Annotated in this window: 12 protein-coding genes; 8 read left to right on the top strand and 4 right to left on the bottom strand. The window is 72.5% G+C overall.

Annotated features, from left to right (window positions below):
* The first annotated feature begins 111 nt into the window (after window positions 1-111).
* The 4 genes from AB0M83_RS17470 to AB0M83_RS17455 all read left to right on the top strand — a co-directional run bounded on the left by AB0M83_RS17470 (window position 112) and on the right by AB0M83_RS17455 (window position 6,636).
* Window positions 112-810 carry a hypothetical protein gene (locus tag AB0M83_RS17470; protein ID WP_364518106.1) on the top strand — a complete coding sequence of 233 codons (699 nt, stop codon included), beginning with the start codon at window positions 112-114 and terminating at the stop codon, window positions 808-810.
* Window positions 811-1,255: 445 nt separating this feature from the next.
* Window positions 1,256-2,818 (top strand): DNA polymerase Y family protein, encoded by a 1,563-nt coding sequence (locus AB0M83_RS17465; protein WP_364518150.1) that lies wholly within the window; start codon window positions 1,256-1,258, stop codon window positions 2,816-2,818.
* 2 nt (window positions 2,819-2,820) lie between these two features.
* Window positions 2,821-3,330: a hypothetical protein gene (locus tag AB0M83_RS17460; RefSeq protein WP_364518104.1), complete on the top strand. Its 510-nt coding sequence runs from the start codon at window positions 2,821-2,823 to the stop codon at window positions 3,328-3,330.
* Window positions 3,331-6,636, top strand: coding sequence for an error-prone DNA polymerase (locus AB0M83_RS17455; RefSeq protein ID WP_364518102.1), 3,306 nt, complete (start codon window positions 3,331-3,333; stop codon window positions 6,634-6,636).
* Here the strand turns inward: AB0M83_RS17455 and AB0M83_RS17450 are convergent.
* Window positions 6,629-7,357 (bottom strand): methyltransferase domain-containing protein, encoded by a 729-nt coding sequence (locus tag AB0M83_RS17450; protein WP_364518100.1) that lies wholly within the window; start codon window positions 7,355-7,357, stop codon window positions 6,629-6,631. The two genes, AB0M83_RS17455 and AB0M83_RS17450, sit on opposite strands and share 8 nt — an antisense overlap.
* 119 nt (window positions 7,358-7,476) lie before the next feature.
* Here AB0M83_RS17450 and AB0M83_RS17445 point away from each other — a divergent pair, with 119 nt between their 5' ends.
* Together AB0M83_RS17445 and AB0M83_RS17440 are read left to right on the top strand one after the other, a co-directional pair.
* Window positions 7,477-7,950, top strand: a complete 474-nt coding sequence (locus AB0M83_RS17445) for a VOC family protein (RefSeq protein ID WP_364518098.1) — start codon at window positions 7,477-7,479, stop codon at window positions 7,948-7,950.
* Window positions 7,951-7,994: 44 nt separating this feature from the next.
* Complete coding sequence (locus tag AB0M83_RS17440) at window positions 7,995-8,582, top strand: pentapeptide repeat-containing protein (protein ID WP_364518096.1); 588 nt, start codon at window positions 7,995-7,997, stop codon at window positions 8,580-8,582.
* 57 nt (window positions 8,583-8,639) lie between these two features.
* Here AB0M83_RS17440 and AB0M83_RS17435 read toward each other — a convergent pair whose 3' ends face one another.
* The gene (locus tag AB0M83_RS17435) at window positions 8,640-11,450 is read right to left on the bottom strand and encodes a glycohydrolase toxin TNT-related protein (RefSeq protein WP_364518094.1); all 2,811 of its coding nucleotides are present in this window, start codon (window positions 11,448-11,450) and stop codon (window positions 8,640-8,642) included.
* 187 nt (window positions 11,451-11,637) lie between these two features.
* Here AB0M83_RS17435 and AB0M83_RS17430 point away from each other — a divergent pair, with 187 nt between their 5' ends.
* Together AB0M83_RS17430 and AB0M83_RS17425 are read left to right on the top strand one after the other, a co-directional pair.
* Window positions 11,638-12,495 (top strand): bifunctional methylenetetrahydrofolate dehydrogenase/methenyltetrahydrofolate cyclohydrolase, encoded by an 858-nt coding sequence (locus AB0M83_RS17430; RefSeq protein ID WP_364518092.1) that lies wholly within the window; start codon window positions 11,638-11,640, stop codon window positions 12,493-12,495.
* Window positions 12,492-12,815, top strand: coding sequence for a DUF3017 domain-containing protein (locus AB0M83_RS17425; protein ID WP_364518090.1), 324 nt, complete (start codon window positions 12,492-12,494; stop codon window positions 12,813-12,815). Before AB0M83_RS17430 ends, AB0M83_RS17425 begins: the two co-directional genes overlap by 4 nt.
* On the opposite strand, the gene AB0M83_RS17420 is transcribed toward AB0M83_RS17425, so the two are convergent.
* Window positions 12,812-13,993, bottom strand: a complete 1,182-nt coding sequence (locus tag AB0M83_RS17420; RefSeq protein WP_364518088.1) for an MFS transporter — start codon at window positions 13,991-13,993, stop codon at window positions 12,812-12,814. The two genes, AB0M83_RS17425 and AB0M83_RS17420, sit on opposite strands and share 4 nt — an antisense overlap.
* 194 nt (window positions 13,994-14,187) lie before the next feature.
* Window positions 14,188-14,511, bottom strand: coding sequence for a metalloregulator ArsR/SmtB family transcription factor (locus tag AB0M83_RS17415; RefSeq protein WP_364518086.1), 324 nt, complete (start codon window positions 14,509-14,511; stop codon window positions 14,188-14,190).
* Window positions 14,512-14,600 lie beyond the last annotated feature (89 nt).

Genomic DNA, 14,600 nt, shown 5'->3' with positions numbered 1-14,600 from the left:
ACAGGTGTTCGACATGGAACCGCCGCCTTCCCCGCGGCGAACCAGTGCCGTCGGTCGTGTTTTGGGAGAGGCTCGACCGCCGGCCTAGTCCGTGGTGGGGAGGTGCGTGCGGTGACCGCTGTGGTGGAGCCGCCGGTGGCCCGGCTGGCGGCCTTGCCCGGGGTCAGCACGGCGAGCCGGGTCGCGGCCCAGGCCGAGCGTGCGCGGGCGGCGGGGAAGGTGCTCCCGGTCGTCCCGGCGCTCGCCGGGCTGCTGCCCGCCGCCGGGCTCCGGCGCGGGAGCACGGTGGCCGTCCACGGGGGGACGTCGCTGCTGTTCGCGCTGCTCGCCGAGGCCACGGCCACCGGGTCGTGGGCTGCTGTGGTCGGCATGCCGTCGCTGGGGCTGGCGGCGGCGGCCGAGTACGGCGTGGACCTCGGCCGGGTGGCGCTGGTCCCGCGTCCGGGCGCGGAGCTCCCGGCGGTGGTCGCGGCGTTGCTCGACGGCGTGGACCTGGTGGCGGTCAACGCGGAGAAGGTGCAGGCAGCCGTGGCGCGGCGGTTGTCGGCCCGGGCCCGGCACCGCGGGGCGGTGCTGCTGGCGACCGGCGGCTGGCCGGGAGCGGACGTCGAGCTGTCGTGCCGGTTCTCGGCGTGGTCCGGTCTGTCGGACGGTTACGGCCACCTGCGTGAGCGCCGGGTCGAGGTGAGGGTCCACGGCCGCGGCGCGGCGGCCCGCCCGGCCTCGGCTTCGTTCACGCTGCCCGGCTCCGCCGGCTCGATCACTCCGGCGTCTCGTGGCCTCGCCCTCCACACGGAGGCCACAGCATGACCCTCCGTCCAATCTGCACCCCCAGCCCGGCCCAGCCCGGCACCCTGACCAACCAGCCCACACCCACGTGTCGCCCACCCAGGCCCGCGAGCCGACCCTCCAATCACGCGAGCCGACCCTCTGAGTACGTGAGCCGACCGTCCAGGTACGCGAGCCGACCCTCTGGGTACGCGAGTCGGCTCTCGGATCACGTGAGCGGACCTGCCAGCCACCCGAGTCGACTCTCTGGGTACGTGAGCCGACCCTCCGGACACGCGAGCCGACTGTCTGGGTACGCGAGCCGACCCTCTGAGTGCGTGAGCCGACCCTCCAGGCACCCGAGTCGACTCCCCAATCACGCGTGTCGACCTTTCCGTCACACGCACCTCGCCGATGTTCGGTACCCGCGTGGGGAGGCCGCATGACCGTCCCCGCGCAACGGCGTTCCTCCGACCTCCCCACCCGGATGCTCGTCCTCTGGTGCCCGGACTGGCCGGTCGTCGCCGCTGCGGCTGTCGGTGGTGTTGCCGTCACCGCGCCCGCCGCCGTCTTCAGCGCGAACCGCGTTGTCGCCAGCAATGCCGCCGCCCGGCGGAACGGTGTCCGGCGGGGGATGCGGCGGCGGGAGGCGCAGTCGAACTGTCCGGACCTGGCCGTCTTCGCCGCCGACGACGGCCGGGACGCGCGCCTCTTCGAGGCCGTCGCGAGGGCCGTCGAAGCCCTCGTCGTCGGGGTCGAGGTCGTGCGGCCGGGGCTCGTCGCCGTCCCCGTCGCCGGTGCTGCCGGGTACTTCGGCGGGGAACACGCCCTCGTCGAGCGGCTCGTCGACGAAGTGTCCGCCGCGGCGGGCGTGGAGTGCCAGGTCGGCGTGGCCGAAGGGCTCTTCGCCGCGACGCTCGCCGCTCGCTGCGGGACGTTCGTCGAACCCGGGCGCGTCGCCGAGTTCCTCGCCCCGCTGCCCATCACCGAACTCGACCAGCCGGGCGCCGAGCGCGCGGAGCTCGTCGACCTGCTGCGCCGGCTCGGTTTGCGGACGCTCGGCGCCTTCGCGGAACTCCCGGAGCGTGACGTCGTCAACCGCTTCGGCGCTGTCGGCGTCCTCGCCCACCGATTGGCGCGGGGCCGTTCCGAACGTCCACCGCTGCGCCGCCGCCCGCCGCCCGAGCTGACGCTGACCGAGGAGTTCGACCCGGTCGTCGAGCGGGTCGACGTCGCGGCGTTCCTCGCCAAGAACCTCGCGACGCGGTTCTGCGCCGGCCTGGCGGGCCACGGCCTGGCCTGCACCCGGCTCGGCATCTACGCGGTCACCGAAGAGGGCGAACACCTCGGCCGCGCGTGGCGGTGCGCGGAACCGCTGACGCCCGCCGGCGTCGCCGACCGCGTGCGCTGGCAGTTCGAGGGCTGGCTGCGCGCGGCGCCGGGCCAGCGTCCGACTTCCGGTGTGGTGCGGCTGCGGCTGGAACCCGAAGAGATCGTCGAAGGGCGGTCGCTGCAGCTCGACCTGTGGCAGAACGGCGGTTCCGACGAGGACGACGAACGCGCGGCGCGGGCGTTCGTGCGGGTCCAGGGGCTGCTCGGGCCGGCGGGGGTGGTGACGCCGTTGCTCGACGGCGGCCGTGATCCGGCGGGGCGCGTCCGGCTGGTGCCCTGGGGCGACCCGCGCGAGCGGACGGCGCCGGCGGACGCGACGTGGCCGGGGCGGCTGCCGGCGCCGTCCCCGGCGACGGTCCTCGACCGCCCGGTGCCGGCCCAGGTCTTCGACGCCGAAGGCCGGCCGGTGGGCATCACGGCGCGCGAGCAGCTCACGGCGGTCCCGCGCGGGCTGAGCATCACCGGCGGCGCGCCCCGGGAGGTCGTGGGGTGGGCGGGACCGTGGCCGCTGGCGGGCGATCGCCGAAGACCGGGCCCGCGGCGGGCGCGGCTGCAACTGCTGGTCGCGGGCGAGCCGGACGACCCGCCCGACGCGGTGCTGGTGCACTGCGCGGGCACGGAAAATCCACTGTGGACGGTCGAGGGAGTGTACGACTGAGCATGGACGAGGACTACGCACGAAAGCTCCGGGCCTGGCTGCGCGCCGAACCGGAGGCCACGCCCCGCCAGGCCGAAGAGGAGCGCGAGTGGCTGCGCGACGTGCCGGCGCCGCACCCTGACCCGCAAAGGTGGACGGTGCGAGGACAGCTGCCCGCCACCCAACCCGAAGCCGACGACGAGTGGGTGTGCCCGGTGATCGAGCTGCCGGTTCCGCGCTCGTCGAAGGAGAACGGCTGCCGCATGAGCGGGGCCGACGCCCGCAGCCGCCGGAGCCACCCGTCGGGACGACCGCCGGAGGGAACGGCGGATCAGCGCGGCATGAGCGAAGCCGAAGCACAGAGCCGCCGGAATCACCCATCAGGCCGGCTTAGCGAGGAATCCGCCGAGCCTCGCCGTCTCAGCGAAGCCGAAGCCCGCAGCCGCTGGAACCACCCCAGCAACTGGCACCGCCGCCGCCGGGAAGAGCAAGCCCTTCCCCACCACGAAGAACGCGAGCCCGGGAGCCACTGAATGGGCTGGAACAACCCACCCGTCCGCTGGAAGGACCTCGCCCGCACCCTCGCCGGCGGGGTGCCTCCCGGAGACCACGGTGACAGCCCCGCCTGGGGCCGCAAGCGCGAGGCCTACCAGCGGCCGCAAAACCTTCCCACCCGGCGCAACGACGACGGCGGCGAGACCGTCCGCGTCCCCTACGCCGAGCTGCACTGCCACTCCAACTTCAGCTTCCTCGACGGCGCCAGCCACCCCGAAGAGCTCGTCGAAGAAGCCGCGCGCCTGCAGCTCGACGCCATCGCCCTCACCGACCACGACGGCATGTACGGCGTCGTCCGGTTCGCCGAGGCCGCGCGGGAACTCGGTGTCAACACCGTCTTCGGCACCGAGCTCAGCTTCGGCCTCCGGAACCCGCAGAACGGTGTCGCCGACCCCGAAGGCGAGCACCTCCTGCTGCTCGCCCGCGGCGACCAGGGCTACCGGGCCCTCTGCCGCGCCATCACCGCCGGTCAGATCCACGAAGACGCCGAAAAGGGCAAGCCGATCTACGACCTCGGCGCGGTCGCCGAGGAGGTCGCCGGGCAGTGCGTCGTCCTCACGGGCTGCCGCAAGGGCGCGGTGCGCTCCGCCCTGGTCACGCACGGCCCGGCGGCCGCCGCGGAGAAACTGAAAGAACTCACCGACCGCTTCGGCCAGGACAACGTCTACGTCGAGCTCACCGACCACCGCCAGCCGCTCGACAGCACCCACAACGACGTCCTGACGCAGCTCGCCGAGGAACTGCACCTCCCGACCGTGGCCACCACCGCCGCGCACTACGCCCGGCCGGAACGCGCCCCGCTCGCCGACGCGCTCGCCGCCATCCGCGCGCGCCGCGGCATCGACGAGCTGGAAGGCTGGCTGCCCGCGGCCGGGACGGCGTTCCTCCGCAGCGGCGCCGAAATGGACGTCCTGTTCCGGCGCTACCCCGGCGCCGTCCGCCGCTCCGCCCTCCTGGGCATGGAATGCGCTTTCCCGCTCGAGCTGATCGCCCCGAAGCTGCCGCCCTTCGACGTCCCCGAGGGCCACACCGAGGCGACCTTCCTCCGCGAACTCACCCGAAAAGGAGCGGAGGAACGCTTCGGCGGCAAAGAACACGAAGAGAAGGCCAAAGCTCAGATCGAGCACGAGCTGGAGATCATCGAGGAACTCGGCTTCCCCGGGTACTTCCTGATCGTCTGGGACATCGTGCGGTTCTGCAACGACCACAACATCCTTTGCCAGGGACGGGGTTCGGCCGCGAACTCGGCCGTCTGCTACGCGCTCGGCATCACGAAGGTCGACTCGGTGGCCAACAAGCTGCTCTTCGAACGCTTCCTCGCCCCGGACCGCGACGGCTACCCCGACATCGACCTCGACATCGAGTCCGACCGGCGCGAGGAGGCCATCCAGTACGTCTTCGAGAAGCACGGCCGCCTCCGCACGGCCCAGGTCGCGAACGTGATCACCTACCGCGCCCGGTCCGCCGTCCGCGACGCCGCGCGAGCGCTGGGCTACTCGCCGGGCCAGCAGGACGCCTGGAGCAAGCAGATCGACCGCTGGGGATCGTTGCGCAGCACCGAAAGGGACCACGACCACGACATCCCGGACGACGTCGTCCAGCTCGCCTTCGCGCTCGAGGACTTCCCGCGCCACCTGGGCATCCACTCCGGCGGGATGGTCATGTGCCACGAGCCGGTGAGCCAGGTGGTGCCGGTCGAGTGGGCGCGGATGGCCGACCGCAGCGTCATCCAGTGGGAGAAGGAGGACTGCGCCGCCGCCGGGCTCGTCAAGTTCGACCTGCTCGGCCTCGGCATGCTCTCGGCACTGCACTACATGCTCGACCTCGTCGAGGACTACAAGGGCGAGAAGATCGACCTCGCCGAGCTGGACCTCACCGACCAGAACATCTACGGCATGCTCTGCCGCGCGGACGCGATCGGCGTGTTCCAGGTCGAGAGCCGCGCGCAGCTGGCCACGCTGCCGAGACTGCGACCCACGGAGTTCTACGACCTCGCGGTCGAGGTGGCGCTGATCCGGCCCGGCCCGATCCAGGGCGGCTCGGTGCACCCGTACATCCGCCGCAAGCAGGGGATCGAGAAGTGGGACTACGACCACCCGCTGCTGAAAAACGCGCTGCATAAGACCAAAGGCGTGCCGCTGTTCCAGGAACAGATGATGCAGATCGCCTTGGACGTCGCGAACTTCACCGCGGCGGAGGCCGACCAGCTGCGCCACGCGATGGGGTCGAAGCGTTCGGACCGGAAGATGGACCGGCTGCGTCAGCGGTTCCTCGAAGGCGCCGCCGCGAACGGTGTCGAGGCCGAGCTGGCGCAGAAGATCTTCCTGAAGCTCAAGGCGTTCGCGAACTTCGGCTTCCCGGAGAGCCACGCGCTGAGCTTCGCGCACCTCGTGTTTTCGAGCGCCTACTTCAAGTACTACCACCCGGACGCGTTCCTGGCGGGCCTGCTGCGCGCGCAGCCGATGGGCTTCTACTCGCCGCAGTCGCTGGTCGCCGACGCGCGGCGCCACGGCGTCACCGTGCACGGCCCGGACATCAACCGCAGCCTCCCGCACGCCACCCTGGAGGCGGGCACGGGGAAGTACCACGACGTCCGCACCGGGCTGAGCACCGTCCGGATGATCGGGGAGGACGTCGCGAAGCGGATCGTGGCCGAGCGGGAGGCGAACGGCGACTTCACCGACATGGCCGACGTCGCCCGCCGCGTGCGGCTGAAGACCCCGCAGATCGAGGCGCTCGCCACGGCCGGCGCGTTCGCCGGGTTCGGCGGCGACCGCCGGCAGGCGCTGTGGACCGCGGGTGCGGTCGCCGGGGAACGCCCGGAGAAGCTGCCGGGCCTGGTCGGCGGCCCGGCCCCGGTGCTGCCCGGGATGGACGGCCTAGACCTCGCGGCGGCGGACGTCTGGGCGACCGGAGTCTCGCCGGACAGCTATCCGACCGAGTTCATCCGCGACCGGCTCGACGCGCTCGGCGTCGTCCCGGCGAACGGCCTGGCCGACCTCGACGACGGCGCGCGCGTGCTGATCGGCGGCGCCGTCACGCACCGGCAGCGCCCGGCGACGGCGGGCGGGGTCACCTTCCTCAACATCGAGGACGAGACGGGGATGGTCAACGTGATCTGCACGCTCGGGCTGTGGCAGCGCTACCACCGCGTCGCGCGCGCCAGCCCGGCGCTGCTGATCCGCGGAGTGGTGGAGAAGGCCGACGGCGTGGTCAGCGTCCTCGCCGACCGCGTGGAGGCGCTCCCGATGCGCATCAAGGCGAAGTCGCGCGACTTCAGGTGAGGGGACGCCGCACGATCGTGACGATCTCCGGGCTCGCGTCCGTCACCGGCGTGCGGTCCCAGTAGCCGTACTGCTCGTCGACGACCAGGCCGGCCTCCGCGACGAACTCGGCCAGGGAAGGGACGTCGAGGAACCGCAGCGTGCTCTCGCTGTACCGCGGCGCGTCCCAGTTCGGGCTTTCGTACGTGGTCGTGAAGCTGACGTACCCGTTCTCGAACGGTCCGGCGTCGTTCCACGACCGCACTTCGCCGGCTTCCCAGACGTTCGCCGGCGTCCAGCGCTCCCAGCCGCGCGCCGCCGGGTTGCGGGTGTCGAAGCCGAACCGGCCGCCGGGTTTCAGGGCGCGCCGGATCGCCGAGAACGCCGTCCTCAGCTCCTCGTCGGTCAGCAGCACCTGGAACGCGTGCCCGGTCATCACCGCGAAGTCGAACTCGCTGTCCCACGTGGCGGTCGACAAATCGCCGTGCACCCACTCGACGTCGTCCCGGCGGCGAGCCTGGATGAGCATGCCCTCGGCGGGATCGAGGCCGACGAGCCGTCCTGAGTGGCCGGATTCGCGCGCCCAGTGCAGCAGGGAGCCCGTGCCGCAGCCCACGTCGAGCACCGACTCCGCGGCCATGATCATCGGCAGGTAGAACGCGAAGTCGCCGCTGCTCTCCCGCGGGTTCATGGCGTCGTACAGCGAGGCGAGGTAGGGATCGACGTAGTCGTGGTCCGGCACGGTCGTCACCGTAGTGAGCGGGCCGGGAAAGCTCACGTCGTTTTCGGGGCTGGGCCGAGCGGTCAAGAACTGTCCTATTTCACTCTTACCGTCGGGACCACACCTGCTGAGGAGGAAACATGGTTCCCGAGGGCTACACGACGGTCACGCCGTGGATCATCGGCCACGACACCGCCGGCCTGCTCGGTTTCTTGAAGCAGGCCTTCGACGCCGAAGAGCTCGGCCGCGTCGTCGGCGAGGACGGGAAGATCGGCCACGCGGAGGTCCGCATCGGCGACGCGGTCGTGATGGCGTTCGACTCGCCGGACGACTGGGCGGACACCCCGGCCTACCTGCGGCTGTACGTGCCGGACAGCGAAGAGACCCAGCGGCGCGCGGTCGAAGCCGGCGCTACCGAGGTCACCCGGCAGACGGTGCTGTTCTTCGGCGACCGCGTCGGCCGCGTGCGGGATCCGTTCGGCAACCTGTGGTGGATCCAGACCCGGCTGGAGAACCTGGACGAAGCTGAGATGGCGCGCCGCGCGCAGCTGCCCGAGTACCTCGAGGCGATGGCCTACGTCCAAGGCGCGGACCTGGTCAACGGTCGTCCATAGTGGACGGTTGCGGCCCCGCGTCGCCGGTGTGGCACCCTGGGGCCGTGCTGGAAACCGGGGAGGACTACCGCGAAGCGGTGTTGTCCGGGCAGTGGTGGGAAAAGCGCCGGTTCACCGGGTGCGACTTCACCGGGGCGGACCTGAGCGGGTTGCGCACGCGCGGCTGCACCTTCGACGACTGCGTGTTCAGCCGGGCCGATCTGTCGCGCTCGCGGCACGACGCGTCCGCGTTCCGTTCGTGCACCTTCGACCGCTCGGTGCTCGTCGAAAGCCGCTGGACGTCGTGCTCGCTGCTCGGCTCGTCGTTCGCCGAGTGCGGGTTCGGCGGCATCGCCCTCACCGAGTGCGACCTCTCGCTGGCGTCGTTCGCGAAGGCGCGGCTGCGCAAGCTGGGCCTGTCCGGGCTGCGACTGCGCGAAGCCAACCTGACCGAGGCCGACCTCGCCGGCGCCGATCTGCGCGGCAGCGACCTGACCGGCGCCCGCCTCCAGGCCGCGAAGCTCGACGGTGCGGACCTGCGCGGCGCGCGTATCGACGCGAACGCCCTGGTCCAAGCCGATCTGCGAGGCGCCGAGGTCGACGTCGAGACGGCCATCGCCTTCGCCGCCGCCCACGGGCTCGTCATCCGCTGAAAAGTCCGCTGAAAGCACGAAGGCCCGGCAGATGAGCTGCCGGGCCTTCGCGGAAATTCAGTCGATCGGGGGTTCGCCCGGGTCGAGCTCGATCAGGTCGCCCTCGGCGACGAGCTCCTCGATCGACGCCGGGAGCAGGTACGCCGACCCGCCGCCCGGCTGGTTGAACCACGGGATCGCGACGCCGGCCAGCGCCTCGAGCGGCCGCTGCACGCGGTAGACGTGGTACGGCCGGTTCACCCACTCGGGGACCAGCGACCGCTCGGCGAACGGCGTGCCCGCCGCGTACGTCAGGTTGCCGTTCGGGCCGCCGAAGCGGTCCAGCTCGCTGCCCGCGGGCAGCTCGCGCAGCTCCTTGCCGCGGAACAGCGTCAGCGGCGGCTCACCGGCCATCGGGCCGATCGGCCACTGCTGCTGGCCACCGCCACCACCGCCGTTGACGGCCGGCCGGGCCGGCTCCTCACGACGCGGCGGAGCAGGTGGCGCGGGCGGTACCGGCGGCGCCGGCTGTGCGCCCGGAGCACCCAGCGGCGGGGCACCTTGCGGCACCGGGGCCGCCAGGACGGTCGGCGTTGACGGCGGCTCACGCCGGGGCGGCGCGGGGGCCGCGGGCGGCGGGCCGGCCTGCTGCTGCGCCAACGGCGGCGGCCCGGCCGGGACCGGCGCGGGCGGGGCGGGCTGGCGCGGCGGGGCCGGCGGCTCGTCGTCCTCGAGGTCGCCGAACAGCTCCTCGGCGCTCGTGAACGCCGTCTGCTCCTGGGCGGGCACCGGCTCCGGCTTGCGGACGGGGTACGACCCGGTCGCGACCTCCGGCGACAGCGTCGCGACGACCCGCTGCGGCGCCGGTTCCGGTTCCGGCTCGGGTTCGGGCTCCGGCTCGGGAGCGGGCGGCTCCTCGGGCACGTGGCCCTCCGGGTTGAGCAGCAGCTTGCCGAGCATGAACGCGGCCGCGTCCTCGGCGTCGCCGAACACCGCGGGGTTGCTGAGCTTGCCGTCGTACCAGCCGACGCGCCAGCCGTCGTCGACCTGCTCGACGCTCCACCCGTGCTCGGCGGGCTCGCCCAGCTTGTAGCCGCTTTCGGGCACTTCGAGCTCGTCCAGCTTGGCCTGCAGCCCGGCGAGCACGGGGTGGTCCGGGGTCTCGCGGCGCAGCGCGCGCCGGCCCGAGCGGGGAGCGGGCTCGGGCGCCGGCGGCTCCGGCACCGGCAGCACGCCGGGCACCTCGGGCTGGGTGAGCATGGTCGGCGGACCGGGGTCGAACGCGGGCCGCTCCGGGGGCTGGAAGCCACCGCGCGGCGCCTCGTCCGGCCGGGGCCGGCCCGGGAACCCGCTTGGTGCCGCCTCGTCTTCACGGCGGCCCTGGCCCGGCTGGAACGCCGCGTGCGCCGGCTCGTCCTGAGCCGGCCGGAACTCGCCGGCCTGCTCCTGATCGGGCTGGAAGGCCGCGTGCGCCGGCTCGTCGTCCCGGTGGGCACCGGCGTCGAACGCGGGGCGCGCGTCGTCCTCGCGGTGGGAGGGGGGCTCCGGCGCGTGCTCGTCGTCGAACCCGCCCTCGCTTTCGTGCGAGGACAGGGCCACGCCGTCGTGCGGCTCCTCTTCGTGCCCGATCGGCTGGTCGGGGACGTACTCCGCGGTCTCCTCGAGGTCGGGCACGCGGCCCGGCTCCGGGGACGTGCCGTTGGAGCCGGCGGCGTGGCCGTACTCCTCCTCGCCGTAGGAGTCCTCCTCGGCGAAGCGGTCGTCGAACTCCTGGTCGTCGTAGCCCTCTTCGGCGAACTCGCCCTCTTCGGCGTAGGCGTGCTCCTCGGCCGGGGCCTCCGGCTCAGGGGCGCTTGCTGCCGCTTCCACCGGCGCGGGCGGCTGCGGGGGCGGCCCGGCCGGCACCGCCGGCGCGACCATGGTCGGCGGCGGGCCCGCGGGCGCCTGCTGCTGGGGCGGCGGACCCTGGGGAGGGGTCCCCTGCGGCGGCGGCCCGGCCGGGCGCTGCTGCTGCGGGGGCGGCTGGTTGCCCCGGGTCAGGTACGCGCCGGCGGCCTGCAGCGTCGGTTCGTCGACCGGCGGCAGCTTGAAGCCGACCGCGCGGACGTGCTCGACCAGGTCCGACTCGGGCGAAACGCCGTACTTGCGCAGGTAGAAGTTGACCGCCGCGGGCCAGATCCACTGGCCGTCGCTGTGGAAGGCGACCGGCACGGTGGCCTCGGGCGCCGCGGCCAGCCGGTCGATGTCGTAGCCGCGCTCGGTGACGACCAGCGGCGCGTGGTCGAGGTACTCCAGCAGCCGGTCCTGCTCCTCGACCTCGAGGTCGGGGCGGTTGATCACCGGGCGGCCGGCGGGGCCGATCGTGTCGAAGATCCGGGCGATCCGGAAGTGCGGCCCCGGCTGCTCCGGGCCGAGCCCGGACATCCGCCGGATCAGCCACTCGGGGACGTTGTCCTCGGTGCGCGGGAACATCCGCAGCTCGTCCGAGTAGGCCTGCGGCGGCGGCGCGAGGTTCCACACCGGCTCGTCGCGGTTGTACTCGAGGTTGTAGCTGGACGGGTGGTCGAGCTGGTAGCGCGCGTTGAACCACGTTCCGCGGCCGTCGCGGTACATGCCGCCGCGGAGCCTGCCGAAGAGGGTCGCGATGTCGTGCGTCGCGAGCCACTCGTGCACCGTGCCGTCCTCGGTGACGATCTCGCCGGTGAGCTCGTGGTACCTCCCGACGGCTCGGTACTCCGCGGAGACCTTGCGCCAGTCGCGCGGGGCGGCACGCAGCAGGGCAAGTCCGATCTGCTTGACCAGGGTGTCCTGCTCGGTCGCGTTCAGCTGCGTCGTCGGTTGTGCCACGGGGACATTTTGACTGTTCGCGCGCGCGAGTGCACCCCGCATGTGGGTTTTGCCGCTCGGCGATCCGATCGCACCCGGCCTGACCTCGGGTGATGCGACGTGCGGTAGATCACAGCTCGATCGCGGGCAGCGTCGCGAGTGGACCGTGTGGGGTGACGATCACTCTACGGGCTGCCACCACCCGCGCCTGGAAGCGACGCGCGGGGGTCGCTTTGCCAGAATGGGCCTCGTGACGGCGAAGATTCTCGACGGCAAGGCCACCAAGAACGCCATTTTCGCGGAGCTCGAGCCGCGCGTCGCGGCGCTGGCCGCGAAGGGGGTGACGCCGGGCCTGGGCACCGTCCTGGTCGGCGACGACCCCGGGTCGCACTCGTACGTGCGGATGAAGCACGCCGACAGCGGCAAGATCGGCGTCAACTCGATCCGCCGCGACCTGCCGGCCGACATCACCCAGGAGAAGCTCGAGGCCGTCATCGACGACCTGAACGCCGACCCGGCCTGCCACGGCTACATCGTCCAGCTGCCGCTGCCGAAGCACCTCGACGCGAACCGCGTGCTCGAGCGCATCGACCCGGAGAAGGACGCCGACGGCCTCGCCCCGGTCAGCCTCGGCCGGCTCGTGCTCGGCCAGCGGGGCGCGCTGCCGTGCACGCCGTACGGGATCATCGAGCTGCTCAAGCGCCACGGCGTCGAGCTGAACGGCGCGCGCGTCACCGTCGTGGGCCGCGGCATCACCGTCGGCCGGACGCTGGGCCTGCTGCTGACCCGCCGCAGTGAGAACGCCACCGTCACCCTTTGCCACACGGGCACGCGCGACCTCGCCGCCGAGGTCCGCCGGGCGGACATCGTGGTCGCCGCGGCCGGTGTGCCGGGGATCATCACGCCGGACATGGTCGCGCCGGGCGCCGCGGTGCTCGACGTCGGCGTGTCCCACGTGGACGGCAAGCTCACCGGCGATGTTCACCCGGACGTGGCCGAGGTGGCCGGCTGGATCTCGCCGAACCCGGGCGGGGTCGGCCCGATGACCCGGGCGATGCTCGTGAGCAACGTCGTCGAAGCGGCGGAGCGCTCGGTCCAGGGCCGATGACCATGACCGAGGACCGGCGGGACGTCCACGACCGCCGGAGCCGGCCGGCCCGGTTCGCCCAGCTCCCGCTCGCGGTGGTGCTGCTGGTGGTGGCCGTCGCCGCGTTGCGGATCGTCCAGTACCACTGGCGGGAGGGCGCGGCGCTGATCGGCGCCGCGCTCCTCCTCGCCGGGGTGCTGCGGGCGGTGCTGCCGACGGAACGCGCCGGGCTGCTCGCGATCCGCGGCAAGGTCGTCGACATCGTGACCTACGCCGGTCTCGCGGCCGCGGTGCTCTACGTGGCCCTGACGATCATCGGCGGCCCGCTCGCCTCCTCTTAGGACGCCATCGCCGGCTCGCGCCGTCCGGCGCGGGCTTCGCGGCGGTCCAACGTGCCCGAGACGATCGCCAGCGACAGCCCGAAGACGGCCAGCAGCGCGCCGACCCAGTTCGGGGCGACCAGGCCGAGGCCGCCGGCGATCACCAGGCCGCCGAGGTAGGCGCCGATCGAGTTGGCGATGTTGAACGCGGACTGGACGGCGGCCGACACCAGGGACGGAGTGCCGCCCGCCTTCTCCATGATCCGCGCCTGCATCATCGGGCCGATCATGAACCCGGCGACGCCGACGAAGAAGATCGTGATCGCCGCGCCGACCTTGCCTTGCGCGGTGATCGTGAAGATCCCGAGCACGCAGGCCAGCGCCAGCAGCGCGGCGTACAGGCCCGGCATCAGCGCGCGGTCGGCCAGGCGGCCGCCGAGCAGGTTGCCGATCGTCATGCCGACCCCGGCCAGCGACAGCAGCAGGGTGACGTTCGACGGCGAGTAGCCGGCGACGTCGGTCAGCATCGGCGTGATGTAGGACAGGCAGGCGAAGACGCCGCCGAGTCCGAAGGTGACGATCGCCAGCGCGAGGTGCACCTGCGGCCGCTTGAACGCGCCGAGCTCGGTGCGCAGCGAGGCTTCCGCGGGCCGGCCCTGGTGGGGCACCAGCTTCGCGATGGCCGCGGCGGCGACCAGGCCGATCACGGCGACGACGCCGAAGGTGGCGCGCCAGCCGACCTGCTGGCCCAGCAGCGTGCCCAGCGGCACGCCGATGACGTTGGCCAGGGTCAGGCCGAGGAACATCATCGACACGGCCTTGGCGCGCTGGCCGGGGCCGACGAGACTGGAGGCGACCACGGCACCGGCGCCGAAGAACGCGCCGTGGGGCAGCCCGGCCAGGAACCGGAACGCGACGCCGAACTCCTGGTTGGGGGAGAGCGCGAACAGGGCGTTGCCCAGCGTGAACAGGCCCATCATGGCCAGCAGCATGGTCTTGCGCGGCAGCCGGACGGCGACCGCGGTGAGCAGCGGGGCGCCGACGACGACGCCGAGGGCGTAGGCGGAGATGAGGTAGCCGGCGGTCGGGATGTCGACGCCGAAGTCGGCGGCCGCCTGGGGCAGCACGCCCATCATGACGAACTCGGTGGTCCCGATGCCGAAAGCTCCGATGGCGAGCGCGAGCAGCGCGACGGGCACGGCACTCCTTCCAGGGTGGGTAAACGATTACTCGACCGTTCCAGAGTTGAGTACTGGATCGGTTCAGTTCATGGACACAAAAGAGGACAGCCCTGCGGCCCCAGCGCCGTCGGCTGTCCTACCCACAGTCCAACAAGGGAAGGGGGGTGTTGTCATCCCGATAGCGGGTGACGATCCACACCGTAACGCCGCGATCAGCGCGGAGCGGCGAGAACGCCGTTCAGGAGGCCCGGGAACAGGGCGTCGAGGTCGTTGCGGCGCAACGAGTTGAACCGGGTCGTGCCCTCCTGGCGGCCGGCCACGATGCCGGCCTGGCGCAGGATGCTCAGGTGGTGGGTGATTGTGGACTTGGTCACCGGGACGGTCAGCGCGCCGCACGCGAGCTCGCGGTCCGCCGCCGCGAGCTGGCGGACGATACCCAGCCGCACCGGGTCGGCCAGGGCGCGGAGCACCCCTTCGACGGTGATCTCGTCCAGCGTCGGGTGGACGATCGGCGGCAGTGCGGCGGTCTTGGCCATGAGTCCATTGTACGACGCCGGTCGAAATTGTCGGAGGGTCGTAGTACGGTGATGGTCGAACTACGACGTTCGTCGAACCAATCACCCGT

The organism is Amycolatopsis sp. NPDC051106, assembly GCF_040682775.1.
Lineage (GTDB): Bacteria > Actinomycetota > Actinomycetes > Mycobacteriales > Pseudonocardiaceae > Amycolatopsis.
This window is presented reverse-complemented; position numbering and strand designations above follow the sequence as displayed.